Raw genomic sequence first — 16991 nt, forward strand, 5'->3', positions numbered from 1 at the left:
AGCAGATAGCGCCCCGCACCCGCCTGATTCCGTAGACTGGTAGGCATGACTGAAAACAACACCCGTGTAGCATCCGGCCTGGGCCTGGCCACCGTCGTCGCCTCCGGCGAGAACGAAGGCACCGTACTCGATGTCTGGTACCCCGCCCCCGCCCTCACCGAAACCCCCGATGACTCCGTAGCAGCCGACCTCGAAGCCCTGGTCGAAGCCGACGAAGACCGCAACGTTGTGCGTGAGCTGGTCAACGTCACCATCAACCTCGATGAGGCCCCCGCCAACGCAGCGGACGCCTACCTGCGCCTGCACCTGCTCTCCCACACCCTGGTTGCCCCCAACACCATCAACCTCGACGGTCTCTTTGGTGCTCTCGCCAACGTCGCCTGGACCAACTTCGGCCCCGTGCTAGCCAGCGAATTCAACACCGTCTCGCTGAAGCTGCGCCGCCGCGGCGCCCTGGTCGTCACCCACGTGGACAAGTTCCCCCGTATGATTGACTACGTCGTACCCGCAGGTGTTCGTATCGGCGACGCCGACCGCGTCCGCCTGGGTGCCCACCTGGCCGCAGGCACCACCGTCATGCACGAAGGCTTCGTCAACTTCAACGCAGGCACCCTTGGCGAATCCATGGTCGAAGGCCGCATCTCCCAGGGCGTTGTCATTGGCAACGGCACCGACATCGGCGGCGGCGCCTCAACCATGGGTACCCTCTCCGGCGGCGGCACCCAGCGTGTCTCCATCGGCGAGCGCTCCCTGCTCGGCGCTGAAGCCGGAATCGGCATTGCCCTGGGCGATGACTGCGTGGTTGAAGCTGGCCTCTACGTCACCGCTGGCTCCCGCGTGACCGTCCTCAACCCCGGCGCTGAGCCCAAGGTCGTCAAAGCCCTGGAACTCTCCGGCGTTAACAACCTGCTCTTCCGCCGCAATTCCGTGACCGGCGCTATCGAAGTTCTGCCCCGCGCCAACAACACCGTGGAGCTGAACTCAGAGCTGCACGCTAACTAAAGTGAGTCATCCTTGAGCGATACGGGCTCATACTCGCTATAAGCCCGTTTCAACCATCGATATTTACTGAAGATTAATCTGCTCAAGACCCGCCCTGCCGCTGAAGCGGTAGGGCGGGTCTTTACAATGGGAGAACACACTCACAACACATCAGAAAGCTATTCATGAAGCGTTCTCTTTCTCTGCTGGCAGGTCTTGGCCTGGTTTCTTCCAGCATTCTCGTTCCCGCAGCTTTTGCAGCAGACGGTACTACCGACCTGGGCGATTTGACTGTGCTGGCCTCAACCGACGTCCACGGCCGCGCCCTCAACTACGACTACTTCACCGGCGCCCCGTACGGCGAAGGTGCTAAGGCTCTGGGTATGGAGCACCTGGCAACCGCCATCGCCCAGACCCGGGCAGCAAAGGGTACAGAGTCCACCCTGGTGCTCGATAACGGTGACGCCAACCAGGGCAACCCCTTACAGACCTACTACCAGAACAACCGCACCGCCACCAGCGTTGACCCCATGGCCTCGGTCTTCAACCTGCTGGGCTATGACGCCGGTGTAGTGGGCAATCACGAGTTCAACTATGGCCCCGATGCAGCCTCCCAGTACACCCAGAACCTGACCATGCCCCTGCTCGGGGCTAACGTCATCGACACCGCAACCGGCGCTCCCGCCTACGAGCCCTACACCATGATTGAAAAGACCGTGGGCGGCGAGAAGATCCAGGTAGCCGTCATCGGTGTCGTGACCCCCGGCGTTCGCGTGTGGGATAAGGCTACTGTCGAGGGCAAGCTGGAGTTTAAGGACGCCGCCGCCACCGTTGCCGAGTGGGCACCCAAGGTCAAGGCCGCAGGGGCCGACGTTGTCGTCGTCCTCGCCCACACCGGCCTAGATGCCGAGGGCTACACCTACAACCCGGCTGACCTCACCGAAAACGTCGCCAAGTCAGTGGCTGAGCAATCCACCGACGTCGATCTTGTTGTGGGCGGCCACTCCCACGTCACCAACAAAGTCCAGGAATACTTCACCAACAAGAATGGCGAGCCGGTGCTCTACACCCAGCCCGGTTACTGGGCCCGCTTCCTCTCCGAAGTCACCCTGCCCCTGGTCAAGGAAGCTGACGGCGATATTGAGGTCAAGTGGACCGAGGATGAAAAACCTACCGCTCTTGCCCTCAACGCTGGTGACTACGCTGCCGACCCGTCCGTCCTTGCAGCTATCGAGCCCTACCACTCGAAGACCACCGAATGGGTACAGACCGTGGTAGCCCAGGCGAGCGCTGAGATGCCTGCAGCAAGTAGTGCCTGGGAAGACACTGCGGTTCTGGATTTCATCAACATGGTTCAGACCGAAGAAGTCACTCGTGCCCTGACCGGAACCCAGTATGAGGGTTTGCCCGTCATCGCTGAGGCATCCCCCTTCTCCCGCACTGCCGTGTTCAAGCAGGGCGATGTGACCATCGCCGATATGGCTAGCCTCTACATCTACGACAACACTCTCTATGCCGTAGAGCTCACCGGCGCCCAGCTCAAGGACTACCTGGAATGGTCAGCCCGCTACTACAAGCAGCAGGAACCCGGTGCTGAGATCACCGACTGGTCCACCGTCACTAACGCCCTCTATGAAGGTGCCACCCGCGGTATTCCTGACTACTCCTACGACGTGCTCTCGGGCGTCAACTACCACATCAACATCTCCAAGCCTGTCGGCGAGCGCATTGAGGGCCTCATACTGCCCGACGGCACTGCCCTGGCAGATGACCAGAAGGTCATCCTGGCTCTGAACAACTACCGCTGGTCCGGTGGCTCAGGCTACCCGCATGTGACCGCTGCTCCCATCGTCTACGAAGAGCAGAAGGCCGTACGCGACCTCATGATTGACTGGGCTATCACCAACAAGACCATCGACCCGGCTACCTTCTTCGTGAAGAACTGGACGGTCGGCACCAGCTCCCTGCCCACCGAGCAGGCACCCGAAGAGACCCCGGCCCCGGCTCCCAGCGCCAGCCCCACCGCTGCTCCTTCGGCTGAGCCCACGGTAGCCCCCACCGAAGAGCCGACTGCAAGCCCCAGTGCGGACGCCCCCGCCCCGTCTCCCAGCGATAGCCCGGCGTCATCGGCCTCCGCTAACACCAGCCAGAGCTCTGTGGCAGGAGCCCGTGAAACTGGAAAGAGCGGCATACTAGCCCACACCGGTGCTACTGCTCTGCCCCTCCTCGCAGGTGCTGCCCTCCTACTGGGTCTAGGCGCTACCGCTTTCTTCGCCGCCCGCCGCAAGAACAGCTAGGAGTAAGCGCCCGCGCCTTTTACCCTAGATGTGCTCAGCCCCGCCACCGCTTCTACCGGCTGGCGGGGCTGAGTGCAGGTAAGCTAGAGAAAACACCAATCGTCTACTAGGGGAAAACGTGAAGATTCTCGTTACCGGAGGCGCCGGCTACATCGGCTCCCACACCGTACTCGAACTGCTCAAGGCAGGCCACGAGGTAACCGTTATGGACAACCTCTCAAACTCCTCCATGGAGTCCCTGGCCCGCGTTGAAGAACTCACCGGCAAGACTGTGGAGTTCCGCAAGGTTGACCTGCTGGATCTACCCGAGATGAAGCAGCTCTTCAACCTGGTCAAGCCCGATGCCGTCATCCACTTCGCCGGCCTCAAGGCTGTAGGCGAGTCCGCTGAGAAGCCCCTCTGGTACTACCAGACCAACGTCACCGGCACCCTTAACCTGCTCTACGCCATGGAAGACGCAGGCTGCCACTCCATCGTCTTCTCATCGTCTGCAACCGTCTACGGCGAACCCGAGTCTATGCCGCTGACCGAGAAGCTGAACATGGACGCCCAGTCCTGCTACGGCCGTACCAAGGAGCACATCGAAGATATGCTCATCGACCTAGCAGCCTCAGATTCTAAGTGGAACATTGCCCTGCTGCGCTACTTCAACCCGGTAGGTGCCCACGAGTCCGGCCGTATCGGCGAAGACCCGGCCGGTATCCCCAACAACCTGGTACCCTTCATCGCCCAGGTTGCGGTGGGTCGCCGCGAATATCTCAACGTTTTCGGCAACGACTACCCCACTGTCGACGGCACCGGCGTGCGCGACTACATTCACGTCGTTGACCTGGCGGACGGCCACCTCAAGGCCCTGGATTACATCACCACCCACGGCGGCCTGCACACCTGGAACCTGGGTACCGGTAACGGCTACTCGGTGCTTGAGGTTCTGCACGCTTTTGAGAAAGCTGCGGGTAAGGAACTGCCCTACAAGATTGTGGACCGCCGCCCCGGTGACGTAGCTGTTTCCTACGCCGACCCGGCTGCCGCCCTAGCCGATCTGGGATGGTCTGCTACCCGCGACATCGACACTATGGTGCGCGACCACTGGAACTGGCAGAAGAATAACCCCCAGGGCTACGAAGCGTAGCGGGCAGCCCCTAAAGCCGAGCCCCGGCGTCCTTACCTCCTGGGAGGTGCGGACGCCGGGGCTTAGTTGTTGGCAATGTGGCTGGTTTAGCGCTCGGGGTAGTGGCGCTCGTTCTCACCGATGTAGACCTGGCGAGGGCGGCCAATCTTGCGGTCGGGATCCTGGATACCTTCGGTCCACTGGGCGATCCAGCCGGGCAGGCGGCCCAGGGCAAAGAGAACGGTGAACATGTGCTCGGGGAAGCCCATAGCCTTGTAGATGAGGCCGGTGTAGAAGTCTACGTTGGGGTAGAGCTTTCGTTCGATGAAGTAGTCGTCGTTGAGGGCCTTCTCTTCCAGGCGCTTGGCGATATCGAGCAGTTCGTTGTTGCCGCCGATGCTTTCGAGGATTTCGTCTGCGGTCTTCTTGACGATTCGGGCACGGGGGTCGTAGTTCTTGTAGACGCGGTGGCCGAAGCCCATGAGGCGGACGCCGTCTTCCTTGTTCTTGACCTTCTCCATGAAGTCTTCGGGGCTGATGCCGTCCTTCTGAATCTGGTTGAGCATCTTGAGCACTGCCTCGTTAGCGCCGCCGTGCAGGGGGCCGTAGAGGGCGTTGATGCCGGCTGAGACGGAGGCGAACATGTTGGCGTTTGAGGAGCCGACCAGTCGCACGGTGGAGGTGGAGCAGTTCTGCTCGTGGTCTGCGTGCAGGAGCAGCAGCAGATCGAGAGCCTTGGCGTGCAGGGGGTTGACCTCGTATTCCTCGGTGGGGAAGCCGAAGCACATGCGCAGGAAGTTCTCGGTGTAGTTGAGCTCGTTCTTGGGGTAGATGGAGGGCTCGCCCTTGGACTTCTTGTAGGCGTAGGCTGCCAGGGTGGGCACCTTGGAGAGCAGGCGGTAGGTTGAGATTTCTACCTGACGGGGGTCGAAGGGGTCGAGGGAGTCAGAGTAGAAGGTCGACATGGCTGAGACGCTGGATGCGAGGACGGCCATGGGGTGGGCGTCGCGGGGGAAGCCGCGGAAAAAGAATTTGAAGTCTTCGTGCACCATGGTGTGGCGGCGAATCATCTGGTCGAAGTCTTCGAGCTGGGCGGGGGTGGGCAGTTCCCCGTAGATAAGCAGGTAGGCGGTTTCGATGAAGCTGGATTTTTCTGCCAGCTCTTCGATGGGGTAGCCGCGGTAGCGCAGGATGCCAGCGTCACCGTCGATGTAGGTGATAGCTGACTTTGCGTTTGCGGTGTTCATGAAGCCCGGGTCGTAGGCGACCTTGCCAGTTTCTTTGAGCATGCCTGCAACTTCGAAGGCACCGTTACCTTCGGTTGCTTCTACTGCGGGCAGGGGCAGTTCTTTGCCGTCATAGCTCAGCAGCGCTTTGTTCTCAGTCATTGTGTTCCTCCTGTCATACGAGGCAACGTACGTGCTGTGTGATGAAGTGGGATTCTAAAAAAGGACGGTGCGGCTTTCGCGGGGTGGTGGAAGGCCGCACCGTGCACGTACGCACGTCATCTATGGTCTACATTACAGCAGAATAATGCGCGGGGTCACATTGGTGTGCGTTCAGAAGCTACATTACGTTCTTTAGCTGAGCTTATTTGACATTAACAGTTTTGCTTTACTCTGACAGTCGGGCAGCGGCACGGGAAATGTCGTCATCTGAGCCGGTCAGGGCGATGCGCACATAGCCCTCACCTGCGGTTCCGTAGAAAACGCCGGGGCCAATCACGATACCCTTGTCTGCAAAGCGCTGGACGGTAGCCCAGGTATCCTCCCCCGCTGTAGCCCACAGGTAGAGCCCGGCCTCGGAGTGCTCGACGGTCAGGCCAAAGCGTTCCAGGGCGGGCAGTAGGGTTTCGCGGCGGGCCCGGTAGAGGTCTTTCTGGGCCTCAACGTGCGCGTCATCTGAGAGCGCTGCGGTCATGGCGACCTGTACGGGAGCGGGCACAATCATGCCCGCGTGCTTACGGGAGTTGACCAGGTTGGCCATAATCGCGGCGTCTCCCGCGATAAAAGCGCCGCGGTAGCCAGCGAAGTTGGACTGCTTAGAAAGAGAGTAAGCTGCCAGCACCAGGTCCTGGCTTTCGCCGCAGACGCGGGGGTCAAGGACGGAGGGCACCGGCTTCCCACCGCGGGCAGCGTCCCATTCTCCCCAGCCCAGTTCTGCGTAGCACTCGTCGGAGGCAACCACGGCACCCAGGGCACGGGCGTCCTCCACTATCTTTTTCAGCTCATCCACATCGCGCACGATGCCGGTGGGGTTGGCCGGCGAGTTAATCCATACCAGGCGGACGCGGGCACGGGTCGCCTCATCGAGCTCGTCCAGGGAGTCAGCCGCCACGGGGGTCGCGCCGGCGAGCTGGGCACCGATGTCGTAGGTAGGGTAGGCAACGGTGGGGCGGACGACCACGTCCCCCTCCCCCAGGCCCAGCAGGAAGGGAAGCCAGGCGACAAGCTCCTTCGAGCCGATAGTGGGCATGACCTGGTCGGTAGACAGCCCGGGCACGCCGCGGCGGCGGTCGAACCAGTCAACGATAGCCTGACGCAGGGTGAGGGTACCGTGGGTCGTGGGGTAGCCGTGGGCGTCGGTCGCACCAGCTAGAGCATCTCTGATCACAGCAGGAGTCGGGTCAACGGGAGTTCCAATGGAGAGGTTGATCAGCCCATCAGGGTGGGCTTCAGCGGTAGCCCGGTAGGGGGCCATGGTGTCCCAGGGGTAGTCGGGCAGGTCGAGGCCAAATTCGCGCATGGTCTGCTTTCTCTTGTGAATATGTTCAGGTGCGGTGGGGGTGCGGCGTGCCGTAAGCCAGCTGGCTCGGGGCTGGCGTGAATCGCTTCGAGCGCCCCAGCGCTCGCGGCGAGAGGGTCGCTGGCCAAGGCGCGCCGCTGCCCCAACCCTAGGTAGTTGCATGAAGCACCACGTTTATTTCTAGTGTAGGTGCTCATAAAAAAGTCAGCACAAGCATCTCAAACTTGCTTGTGCTGACTGATGTTTGTTTAGTCCTGGTTCTGCGGGGGCAGGGCCGCAATCATGGGGGCGTCCTTAGCGATGACACCCAGGCGGGCTGCGCCACCGGGTGAGCCAAGATCGTCGAAAAAGTCAGCGTTAGCGGCGGTATAATCTTCCCATTCTTCGGGGACGTCGTCTTCGTAGTAGATAGCTTCTACGGGGCAAACCGGCTCACAAGCACCGCAGTCGACGCATTCGTCGGGGTGAATGTAGAGGGAGCGTTCGCCTTCGTAGATGCAGTCGACAGGGCATTCTTCGACGCAGGCGCGATCTTTTACGTCGACGCAGGGCTGGGCGATGATGTAGGTCATGGGTGCCTTTCTGGTGGTGACGCACCGGTGCGTGGTGTGTTGGGTAACTGTGCTCTAGTGTATCTGGTCACCGGTGTGGGGGCAGATTTTTATGATGGATGAGATAGCCTGTTGAGCCGGGTTAAGTTTTATTGCGGCGGTATTTAGTGGCGCTCATAATTCCCAGGGTTGAGGCAACAAGGGATCCGAGAGCCCAGATAGTTCCAGCGGTGCCGATCGGGTTGATGGGGTTGATATAGACCAGCATTGAGGTACCTTTGGCGAATGCAAAGATGCCGATGAGGATAAAGGCCGTGGCACCGAGCAGGGCTGCTGCCCAGTTTTTTTCGGTGTGAATGGCAACCCAGGTTGAAGCGAAGTACACGGTCAGGATGCCCAGGGCAGCACCCCAGGGTACCCAGAGCGTACTAGTGGGGTACCAGATATGGGCGTGGTACATGGTTCCGGCAAAACCTGCAATCAGCCCGAGGGCGATCGCGGAAATGGCTGAGTTGATAGGGCCGGGAGCTTCGACGCTCTCTTCGGGGGCAGCGTCCGCGGGGGTTCCCGCTTGGGCAGTACCCCAGAGTAGGCGGTAGGTTTCGGTGGGGTTGATGGGCTGGGAGACCCCGTTTGAGTATTCGAAGGTGGTATCGCTGGTGATGACAATCTGGGTGGCGTGGGCCCGCATGGCCTCGCGCTTGTGGTCGATGCTGCCCATGATGACGGCTTGCTGGCGGGTATCTTGTGGGTTGGGGTCGCCCTCGATACCCCAGAGGGCGGTGGGGGCTGAGGGGGTTCCCTCCAGGGAGCGGACGGCCGCCAGAGTAGCTTCGTAGGTGCGTTTGTGGTCGGGGTGCCCATAGCCGCCGTCCGCGTCGTAAGTGACAACGACGTCCGGCCGGATCTCGCGGATAGCGCTGGCGATAGCGTCTGCCTGGGGCTTGAGGGGCAGGCGGGTGAGGCAATCGTCGGCTGCGGCGGGGTTGGTGATGGCGCGCCCGTCCGACCCCCACGTCATACCCGAATCACGGTAGCTGGTGCGCTCGCCGGGCAGGTAACTCGCCCCCTCGCCCAGGTAGAGGTGGTGGCGGATGCCGAGGGCTTTGAGGGAGGCTTTGAGCTCCCCGGTGCGGTACTCACCCAGGGCATGGCCTCTGTCAGTGTTAGCGGGGTGGGTTGCTTCGAGATGACGCAGGGCAGGGTCGATGACTTCGCCCATTTCGCCACGGGTCATGGTGAGCAAGTATACAGTGACGCCGGCGTCGGTAAGAGCGCCGATGGTGGCACCGGTCGATGAGGCTTCATCATCTGGGTGGGCGTGCACGAAAAGAACGGTGGTGTCTTTGGGCTTGAGGCCTTCGGGAATCAAGCTAAAAGTAGCGGTATCGGTGATGACTTCACCGGCAACCGGGTAATGAGGCTGGGCGTCGAGTTCCATGGTGACGGTTTTCTGCTGGGTGCTGTTTGGTTCCTAGCAATTTTAGCTTTACTTACTGAGCTCTAGCTGGGTTTGCTGTTTTGACAATGCGCTTAGATTATCTCGTTCTTATCCCTGTGGCTATCAGTAGGGCCGTGGCCCGCTCCCCTGTTCAGGAGAACGGGCCACGGCCCTGAGAGCGTCTATGCCTTTGTAACCTTAGGCGCGGGCGCGGCGGCGGGCTTCGCGGACACGCTCGTTGGAGTCCAGGATGACCTTGCGGATGCGGATGGCTTCGGGGGTGACTTCCACGCACTCGTCCTCGCGGGCCCATTCCAGGGACTCTTCGAGAGTGAGCTTCTTGGGAGGAGTCATGTTTTCGAAGTTATCTGCTGAAGCTGAGCGCATGTTGGTCAGCTTCTTTTCGCGGGTGATGTTAACTTCCATGTCGTCGGCGCGTGAGTTCTCGCCGATGATCATGCCCTCGTAGACCTCTGAGGTGGGTTCGACGAAGATGGTGCCACGTTCCTGCAGGCCGATGATGGCGTAGGGGGTGACGACGCCGGCGCGGTCAGAAATCATGGAGCCGTTGGAGCGGTAGTCGATGTCGCCTGCCCAGGGCTCGTAGCCGGTGGAGTAGGACGATGAGATACCGGCACCGCGGGTCTCGGTGAGGAACTTGGTGCGGAAGCCGATCAGGCCGCGGGCGGGCACGGCGAATTCCATGCGGACCCAGCCGGTGCCGTTGTTGGCCATGTTTTCCATGCGGCCCTTACGAGCTGCCATGAGCTGGGTGACGGCACCCAGGAATTCTTCGGGCACGTCGATAATCATGTGCTCCATGGGCTCATGGACCTTGCCGTCGATGGTCTTAGTAACAACCTGGGGCTTGCCCACGGTCAGTTCGAAGCCTTCGCGGCGCATCTGCTCAACGAGAATTGCCAGAGCGAGTTCGCCACGGCCCTGAACTTCCCAGGCGTCCGGACGCTCGGTGGGCAGAACCTTGAGGGAGACGTTACCGATAAGTTCCTTATCGAGGCGGTCCTTCACCTGGCGGGCGGTAACCTTAGCGCCCTTGACCTTACCGGCCAGCGGTGAGGTATTGATACCGATGGTAACGGAAATCGCGGGGTCATCGACCTTAATCAGGGGCAGGGGCTTGGGGTTCTCGGGGTCGGTGAGGGTTTCACCGATGGTGATGTCTTCGATACCGGCAACCGCGACGATTTCACCGGGGCCAGCGGACTCAGCGGGAACGCGCTCCAGGGCCTTGGTGGCCAGCAGCTCGGAGATACGAACGTTCTTGGTTTCGCCATCCTGACGTACCCAGGCAACGGTCTGGCCCTTCTTCAGGGTGCCGTTGAAGATACGCAGCAGGGCCAGGCGGCCCAGGAAGGGTGAGGAGTCGAGGTTGGTCACGTGAGCCTGCAGCACCTCGTTGGGGTCGTAGGTGGGGGCAGGAACATGTTCCAGGATGGTCTCGAAGAGGGGCTCCAGGTCATCGTTATCGGGCAGGGCGCCATCGGCAGGCTGGTTCAGTGAAGCAGCGCCAGCCTTACCGGAAGCGTAGACGACGGGGACGTTCAGCAGAGCGTCGATATCGAGGTCGGGAACCTCATCAGCCAGGTCGCTAGCCAGGCCCAGGAGCAGGTCCATAGACTCGCCAACAACTTCGTCAATACGGGCGTCGGGGCGGTCAACCTTATTAACAACCAGAATAACGGGCAGCTTAGCAGCTAGGGCCTTACGCAGCACGAAACGGGTCTGGGGCAGGGGGCCCTCTGAAGCGTCCACCAGCAGCACAACACCGTCAACCATGGACAGGCCGCGCTCAACCTCACCACCGAAGTCAGCGTGACCGGGAGTGTCAATAACGTTGATGGTGATTTCTTCGCCCTTGGCTGCAGGGCCGGAGTAGAACACGGTGGTGTTCTTAGCCAGAATGGTGATGCCCTTTTCCTTTTCAAGGTCACCGGAGTCCATGACGCGGTCTTCCACGTCGGCGTGGGAGGAGAAGGCGTTGGTCTGCTTGAGCATCGCATCAACGATGGTGGTCTTGCCGTGGTCAACGTGAGCCACGATTGCCACGTTGCGAAGGTCGCTCCGTGAAGCGGTGTTCTGAGTTTCAGACATGCGGAAAGTATCTCGCTTACATGTTGGGGATAAGGACGCCGGTGCGCGGCTTATCTGCCGAATTTTCGGCACCAGCGCAGAGGGCTTTCGGTTTGATTATACCGGCGGCACCTAAACTAGCCGCTATCTTCTGGGACACATTAGAAATTTAGGGGCTTATTCAAAAGGGCGGTGTAGCAGGCTCGCAGCGAAGCTGCTGGCTCGGCGGCTGGCGTGAATCGCATTGTGAGCGAAGCGAACCATGCGAGAGGGTCGGCAGCGAGCGCGAGCCTGCGAAACCGTTCTGAATAAGCCCCTATCTATTTCCTATTTATTCCAGGGTGTCTGCTTTACATCATGGGGTTTGACTACCGGAATAGATCCGGTCACCGCACGAATCTGTTCGATTGCGGCGGTATTTGCATCGACCTGGAGAGCTACTTCGTCAACAGCCTTTTCTACGGCCTCTTCGACCTTAGCTTCAACCGCCTTATCCACGGCTTCTTCCAGGGCGGCCTCGAGCTGGCCATCCAGGTGTTCGTCAAGGTGCTCCCCCACAGCTGCGGTGACGCGCTCTTCGACGCCTTCGGCAACCAGCTCGTTGACGCGGTCGTCGATCTGCTCAGCCAGGGAGGCCTCAATCTCATGGCGAGCATTGCGACGCTGGGCGCGGACGAAAAGACGGTGCTCAACGCTCAGGGCCTTGTAGAGGGAGATACACATCAGCACGATCACTACCGAGAAAGGCAGGGCCGTCAGAATTGCGACGGTTTGAATCGCTGACAGCGATTCGCTACCACCGATGACAACCAGGGAGATCGCGGTTGCACCTGCAACCAGTACCCAGAAAACGCGGATCCAGGTTTTGGGTTCAGGTGACCCGTTAGTGGAGAGCATACCGAGCACCAGGGCGCCGGAGTCTGCCGAGGTCACGAAGAAGACGGTAATCAGCAGTACCGCACCGGCAGTCAGAATGACGCCACCGGGCAGATTGTGGAACATCTGGAAGAGGGCATTCTCTGCAGAGACGCTACCGTCTTCGCCCACCAAGCTGGTGCCGGTTCCGAAAAGTTCCTGGTGCAGGGCGGTGCCGCCGAGTACAGAGAACCAGAAGAAGGAGGTCAGAGCGGGTACCAGCAGCACACCGATCACGAATTCGCGCACGGAACGGCCCTTGGAAACGCGGGCGATGAACATGCCGACGAAGGGCGACCAGGAAATCCACCAGCCCCAGTAGAAGGTGGTCCAGGCAGCCTGGAACTGTTCACCGTCAACACCGTAGAGGGCCAGGGTCTCGAAGGTCATGGCAACGACGTTTTGCAGGTAGTTACCGATGGACCCGATGAAGTTACGGAAGAGGAAGAGGGTGGGTCCAACCACCAGCACGAAGAGGCAGACGACAGCAGCCAGAATGAGGTTGCCGTTGGAGAGCCACTTCATACCCTTTTCTAGGCCGGTGACCACGGAGAAGAGGGTGATACCCATGAGCACCACGATGATGCCCACCAGCCAGCCGTTACCCTGGGCGGGGATGTTCATATACCCCAGGCCCGCAGCAATCTGCATAACGCCAAGACCAAGAGAGGTCGCTACACCGAAGAGGGTGCCAACCAGTGCGACAACGTCGATGACGTCACCTGCGCCACCTTTTACGCGGTCACCCAGCAGGGGCTTGAGGGAGTAGCGGATAGAGAGAGGCAGCTTGAGGCGGTGGGTTGCATAGGCAATAGCAAGACCCACGATGACGTAGATAGCCCAGGGGTGCAGGCCCCAGTGCAGGAAGGCCTGGCTCATCGCTGCCTGGGCGATCTCTTCCTTGGTGCCGTCGCCCACGCCGGGGCGGGGGTCAACGTAGTGCATGAGGGGTTCGGTTGCCCCGTAGAAGACCAGGCCGATGCCCATACCGGCAGCGAAGAGGAAGGCGAACCAGGTGGTGAAGGGGTAGGCGGGCTCGTCATCGTCGTCGCCTAGTTTGACGTCACCCATGCGGGAGAAGCCCAGGTAGAGGGCAAAGATAACGAAGAAAGCAACGATAGCGACGTAGTACCAACCGAAGTAGTTAATAACGTCGGCCTGCAGGGCATCGAAGATTTCTTTGGTGCGATGAGGGAAGGCCAGGGTGATGCCGATAAAGGCAGCCATGATGACGGCTGCGGGAATAAAGACCTTGGGCGCCAGGGAACCTTCACGCATGTTTTCCTTAGCGGCCGCGTCGATATCCCCCTTCCGCAGGTCGGGGCCCGAGCCGGGCGGAGTTTGCTGGGTAGTAGCCATGAAAGTGTCCTTTATATCTTCTTACGTTTCGACCTAGTTGACATGCAAAAGCACCCCGTATGCCGCGTCCGCACCCACACCTAAAAGAGCCAGGAGCTCGCACAGCGTGGTTCAGGAAGGGGCCAGAGATGCCTGTTCCACTTCAATAATAACACCACTGATAATAAGTAGGCATCCTCTTGGTCTGCTTAATTGCCTATAAAACCACAAAAAACCACACCCACCACCGGGGTCAAAAACTACCAAACCAACATAAAATAGAGGTAAGAACACCCAAATCGACAGGAAGGCAGAGCACGTATGTCTCTCCCCGCCATCACCGATCCCGTCCAGACTAAAGCCTGGGCAGCCCTGACCGAGCACCAGCAGAAGACCACCGCTGATTTACGCGCCTGGTTCGAAGCCGACCCCGCCCGCGCAGAAAAGCTGAGCTTCACCGCCGCCGACCTCTACGTTGATCTCTCCAAGAACCTCATCACCGAAGAGACCCTGGCCCTGCTAACCCAGCTGGCCGAAGAGGTCAACCTCGAAGAACGCCGTGACGCTATGTTCGCCGGTGAGCGCATCAACGTCACCGAAGACCGCGCCGTCCTGCACACCGCCCTGCGCCGCCCCAAGGGGGCCACCCCCGCTCTCGTGGTTGATGGTCAGGACGTCGACGCCGACGTCCACGAGGTCCTCGCTAAGGTTTACGACTTTGCCGACCGCGTCCGCTCCGGCGAGTGGGTAGGCATTACTGGCAAGCGCATCGAAACCGTTGTCAACATCGGCATCGGCGGCTCAGACCTGGGCCCCGTCATGGTCTATGAGGCACTGAAGCCCTACGCCCAGCCCGGCCTAACCGCCCGCTTCATCTCCAACATCGACCCCACCGACGCCGCCGAGACCGTCAAGGACCTAGATCCCGAGACCACCCTTTTCATCGTCGCCTCCAAGACCTTCGGCACCCTCGAAACCCTCACCAACGCCCGCGTCTGCCGCGAGTGGCTGCTCACCTCCCTACGCGAGGCCGGTGCCCTAGAGGGCAAGGATGAGAAGGACGCCGTCGCCGCCCACTTCGTCGCTGTCTCCACCGCCCTGGATAAGGTCGAGGCTTTCGGCATCAACCCCGAGAACGCTTTTGGCTTCTGGAACTGGGTAGGCGGACGCTACTCCGTCGATTCTGCCATCGGCACCCCCCTGGCCATTGTGCTCGGCCCCGACGTCTTTGAGCAGTTCCTGGCAGGCTTCCACGCCATGGACGAGCACTTCCGCACCGCGCCCCTGGCCCACAACGTACCCGCCCTCATGGGTCTGCTGAACATCTGGAACGTCAACTTCCTTGGCGCCGAGACCCACGCCGTCCTCCCCTACGACCAGTACCTGCACCGCTTCCCCGCCTACCTGCAGCAGCTGACCATGGAATCCAACGGCAAGTCCGTACGCGCCGACGGCAAGCCCGTCACCACCACCACCGGTGAAGTCTTCTGGGGCGAGCCCGGCACCAACGGCCAGCACGCCTTCTACCAGCTAATCCACCAGGGCACCCGCCTAATTCCCGCCGACTTCATCGCCTTCGCCAACCCGGTTCACGCAACCCGCGACGGCGAGCAGGACGTCCACGAGCTCTTCCTAGCCAACTTCTTCGCCCAAACCAAGGCCCTGGCCTTCGGCAAGACCGCCGACGAGGTCCGCGCCGAGGGCACCGCCGAAGAAATCGTTCCGGCCCGCGTCTTCTCAGGCAACCGCCCCACCACCTCCATCATGGCCTCCCAGCTGACCCCCGCCGTCCTGGGCCAGCTCATCGCCCTCTACGAACACATCACCTTCGTCCAGGGCATTGTCTGGGGTATTGACTCCTTCGACCAGTGGGGCGTTGAGCTCGGCAAGCAGCTGGCCCTACAGCTGGCCCCCGCCGTGGGTGGCGACCGCGAGGTTCTGGCTCAGCAGGATTCCTCAACCCAGGGCCTGATTGGTTTCTACTTGGATCAGCGCAAGTAATTTAGCTACCGCAGGACGCCCCTTGGCCGACTAACCTTCTTGGTCTCGCCCTGGAGGGCTCGCCCAATTCATGCCAGCCCCAGCCAGTCGGCTGCAGGGGCGCCCTACGTTAGCTTTAGATATGCTGCCTTTGATCAGGTACGCAAAGCCCACCATGCAAGAGCCCGGTAACTTGGTCAGTTACCGGGGTCTTGCGTTAAAGCTGGGCGAGCGTGGCAAGTACGGCCAGCTCGATAATTCCGATGACCTGGGACTCAGGCAGGGTAGGCAAGCTTCTTCTTTCGACTCCCCCAGCGTCCACATTTGCCGTGACAGGCGGACGCTCGGGCGCGGCGTCCGCTCCTCCACCAGCTTCTACATGTGTGAGGGGAATGTGGATGAAACCTGCCGGTATTGCCCCTTTGGTTGCGTGCATGAGCTCGTAAAAAACGTGGTTGCATACAAATGTTCCGGCGGTGTACGACAGCTCTACGGGCAGTTGCTGGGCAGCTAACTGCTCAAAAATTGCTCGGGTAGGCAGGGTGGAGAAGTAGGCATCGGGGCCATCGCCGCGGATGGGCTGGTCGATGAGCTGGGCACCGGAATTATCTGGAATACGAGCAGAGTCGAGATTGATGGCAACTCGTTCCAGGCTGACCTTATCGCGGCCAGCCGCAACGCCAAGACTTATGGCTAGCTCAGGCTTGATGCGCTCTAAGAGCTCGCCCAGCACCCGGCTTGATTCGGCGAACTCCACCGGCAGCTCATGCACCTCAACAGTGAGTTCCGGTGCCGAGGCTTCCAGGACGTATTGCGCCCCAAGTGCCACTGCCTGACTGGGGTTAATAGGAACCCCTTCAAAGGGGCCAAAATAGGTGAGCAGAAGGGTGGTCATCGTCGACTCCTGCAGTTTAGGTATTGTTAGAGGTATGTCTGAGCACAAGCCTACTCGCTATATCCACCACAAAGAGCCCCTGGAAGATACTCCCGAGGCTCTTAACCTAGACAGCTTCGACGATGAAGAACACCCGGACGAACGCCGTGCCCCAGCCGTTGCTCAGAAAGTAGGCTTTGCAGGCGCTGTACGCCTTTTTTATCGACACTACTGGAATACTAAAGGGCAAGCATCTGCCAGCGAATTCTGGTGGGCACTGCTCTACCTAGTAGTAGGTACCGTGCTATATTTTGGTACCACTATTTGGCTCAACTATCTCACCCTGCCAGAAAGTGCCTCTTCACTATTGCGCACCGTTTTTATGCTGCTTGTAATAACAAATCCTTTATGGGTTGTGATTAATGTCGGCCCCACAATATCTCTCATCAAGCGACGTAAACAGGCAATATCGATGAACTTGTCTCCAAAAAAGCATCCAGATATAGAGCAAACTGCCTTGTAAGTCAACACTTTCACTAAAATCCAACATTATTCTGCTTCAAATATGGAATTTTTCGAAACTTTTAGTCATAGTTCCTAGTCGGAATATTTTGTCCGCTAACTAGTGGATATTCTTCACGTGTTTTGGATTACCATAAAACTGTTA

Annotated in this window: 12 protein-coding genes; 5 read left to right on the top strand and 7 right to left on the bottom strand. The window is 59.9% G+C overall.

Annotated features, from left to right (window positions below):
* Positions 1-36 precede the first annotated feature (36 nt).
* The 3 genes from dapD to galE all read left to right on the top strand — a co-directional run bounded on the left by dapD (position 37) and on the right by galE (position 4410).
* Complete coding sequence (gene dapD, locus L6758_RS04125; protein ID WP_237204665.1) at positions 37-1002, top strand: 2,3,4,5-tetrahydropyridine-2,6-dicarboxylate N-succinyltransferase; 966 nt, start codon at positions 37-39, stop codon at positions 1000-1002.
* 164 nt (positions 1003-1166) lie between these two features.
* Positions 1167-3278 carry a 5'-nucleotidase C-terminal domain-containing protein gene (locus L6758_RS04130; RefSeq protein ID WP_237204604.1) on the top strand — a complete coding sequence of 704 codons (2112 nt, stop codon included), beginning with the start codon at positions 1167-1169 and terminating at the stop codon, positions 3276-3278.
* A gap of 118 nt (positions 3279-3396) precedes the next feature.
* A complete protein-coding gene (galE, locus tag L6758_RS04135) occupies positions 3397-4410 on the top strand; it encodes a UDP-glucose 4-epimerase GalE (protein WP_237204605.1) in 1014 nt (337 codons plus the stop codon).
* A gap of 86 nt (positions 4411-4496) precedes the next feature.
* Here galE and L6758_RS04140 read toward each other — a convergent pair whose 3' ends face one another.
* From L6758_RS04140 to L6758_RS04165, 6 genes are all read right to left on the bottom strand, one after another.
* On the bottom strand, positions 4497-5777 hold the full coding sequence (locus L6758_RS04140; RefSeq protein WP_237204606.1) for a citrate synthase: 1281 nt from the start codon (positions 5775-5777) through the stop codon (positions 4497-4499).
* A 226-nt stretch (positions 5778-6003) separates the two neighbouring features.
* Positions 6004-7134 (bottom strand): succinyldiaminopimelate transaminase, encoded by a 1131-nt coding sequence (dapC, locus tag L6758_RS04145; protein ID WP_237204607.1) that lies wholly within the window; start codon positions 7132-7134, stop codon positions 6004-6006.
* A 248-nt stretch (positions 7135-7382) separates the two neighbouring features.
* Positions 7383-7706 carry a ferredoxin gene (fdxA, locus tag L6758_RS04150; RefSeq protein WP_135013646.1) on the bottom strand — a complete coding sequence of 108 codons (324 nt, stop codon included), beginning with the start codon at positions 7704-7706 and terminating at the stop codon, positions 7383-7385.
* A gap of 121 nt (positions 7707-7827) precedes the next feature.
* Positions 7828-9126, bottom strand: a complete 1299-nt coding sequence (locus L6758_RS04155; RefSeq protein ID WP_237204608.1) for a PIG-L family deacetylase — start codon at positions 9124-9126, stop codon at positions 7828-7830.
* Between the two features lie 198 nt (positions 9127-9324).
* Complete coding sequence (typA, locus tag L6758_RS04160) at positions 9325-11238, bottom strand: translational GTPase TypA (RefSeq protein WP_237204609.1); 1914 nt, start codon at positions 11236-11238, stop codon at positions 9325-9327.
* 306 nt (positions 11239-11544) lie between these two features.
* Positions 11545-13491 carry a BCCT family transporter gene (locus L6758_RS04165; RefSeq protein WP_237204610.1) on the bottom strand — a complete coding sequence of 649 codons (1947 nt, stop codon included), beginning with the start codon at positions 13489-13491 and terminating at the stop codon, positions 11545-11547.
* Between the two features lie 300 nt (positions 13492-13791).
* Here L6758_RS04165 and pgi point away from each other — a divergent pair, with 300 nt between their 5' ends.
* Complete coding sequence (gene pgi / locus L6758_RS04170) at positions 13792-15471, top strand: glucose-6-phosphate isomerase (protein ID WP_237194541.1); 1680 nt, start codon at positions 13792-13794, stop codon at positions 15469-15471.
* Positions 15472-15667: 196 nt separating this feature from the next.
* On the opposite strand, the gene L6758_RS04175 is transcribed toward pgi, so the two are convergent.
* Positions 15668-16345 carry a pyroglutamyl-peptidase I family protein gene (locus L6758_RS04175; RefSeq protein WP_237194543.1) on the bottom strand — a complete coding sequence of 226 codons (678 nt, stop codon included), beginning with the start codon at positions 16343-16345 and terminating at the stop codon, positions 15668-15670.
* Positions 16346-16379: 34 nt separating this feature from the next.
* Here L6758_RS04175 and L6758_RS04180 point away from each other — a divergent pair, with 34 nt between their 5' ends.
* On the top strand, positions 16380-16847 hold the full coding sequence (locus L6758_RS04180; protein ID WP_237194545.1) for a DUF805 domain-containing protein: 468 nt from the start codon (positions 16380-16382) through the stop codon (positions 16845-16847).
* Positions 16848-16991 lie beyond the last annotated feature (144 nt).

This window comes from Rothia nasimurium (assembly GCF_928382285.1).
GTDB lineage: Bacteria > Actinomycetota > Actinomycetes > Actinomycetales > Micrococcaceae > Rothia > Rothia nasimurium_E.